We start from the raw sequence: 1,102 nt of genomic DNA, 5'->3' as shown, positions 1-1,102 counted from the left end.
ATCAAACCCGTCAGCATTCGCTTAGCACTGCAAGTGTTAACCGTTTTGTACCTCGTAGCCTGTGCGGCTTATGCCGTACAAATTTTGTGGAAAGTGTAATTTAATGACTGCGATTAAAAAAGTACTGCCACGCCGTCGTTTTGATGCGGTGATTATTGGTGCCGGTGGTTCCGGTATGCGCGCTTCTTTGCAACTAGCAGAAGCTGGATTAAATGTTGCGGTATTGACTAAAGTATTCCCAACGCGCTCTCATACTGTTGCAGCGCAGGGTGGTATTGGTGCTTCATTAGGCAATATGAGTGAAGATAATTGGCACTATCACTTTTACGACACCATTAAAGGCTCTGACTGGTTGGGCGATCAGGACGTGATTGAGTTCATGTGCCGTGAAGCGCCGAAGGTAGTTTATGAGTTAGAGCATTTTGGTATGCCATTTGACCGCAATCCAGATGGCACAATTTATCAGCGCCCATTTGGCGGACATACTGCGAACTATGGTGAGAAACCTGTTCAACGTGCCTGTGCCGCTGCTGACCGAACAGGTCATGCCATGTTGCATACCCTATACCAGCGCAATGTCCGTGCAAAAACCAATTTCTTCGTAGAGTGGCTTGCCTTGGACTTGATTCGCGATGACGCGGGTGATGTGGTGGGCGTGACCGCCTTAGAGATGGAAACCGGTGAGGTTTATATCCTGGAAGCCAAAGTTGTCATGATGGCTACTGGCGGTGCTGGCCGTATTTGGGATGCATCGACTAATGCATTCATCAATACTGGTGACGGTATGGGTCTTGCAGCTCGCGCAGGCATACCATTGGAAGATATGGAGTTCTGGCAATTTCACCCAACTGGCGTAGCCGGTGCTGGTGTTTTGCTGACAGAAGGTTGCCGTGGTGAAGGCGGCATTTTGCGCAATAAAGATGGTGAGCGTTTCATGGAGCGCTATGCGCCAACCTATAAAGATTTAGCACCACGTGACTTCGTTTCTCGTTGTATGGATCAAGAGATTAAAGAAGGTCGCGGTTGCGGTCCTAATGGCGACTATGTTGTGCTTGATCTGACGCATATCGGCGCTGAGACCATTATGAAACGTTTGCCATCC

The 1,102-nt window shown here is 48.8% G+C and carries 1 protein-coding gene and 1 pseudogene; both read left to right on the top strand.

Translation table 11 applies throughout. The features are described 5' to 3' along the window. A pseudogene (locus tag B7Y67_RS19015) lies at nucleotides 1-99 on the top strand (succinate dehydrogenase, hydrophobic membrane anchor protein); the annotation flags it as partial. A 4-nt stretch (nucleotides 100-103) separates the two neighbouring features. Continuing rightward, a partial coding sequence (locus B7Y67_RS19010) for an FAD-binding protein (protein ID WP_293599967.1) occupies nucleotides 104-1,102 on the top strand: 999 nt, incomplete at its 3' end.

The sequence above is a fragment of the Polynucleobacter sp. 35-46-11 genome (assembly GCF_002281105.1).
This window is presented reverse-complemented; position numbering and strand designations above follow the sequence as displayed.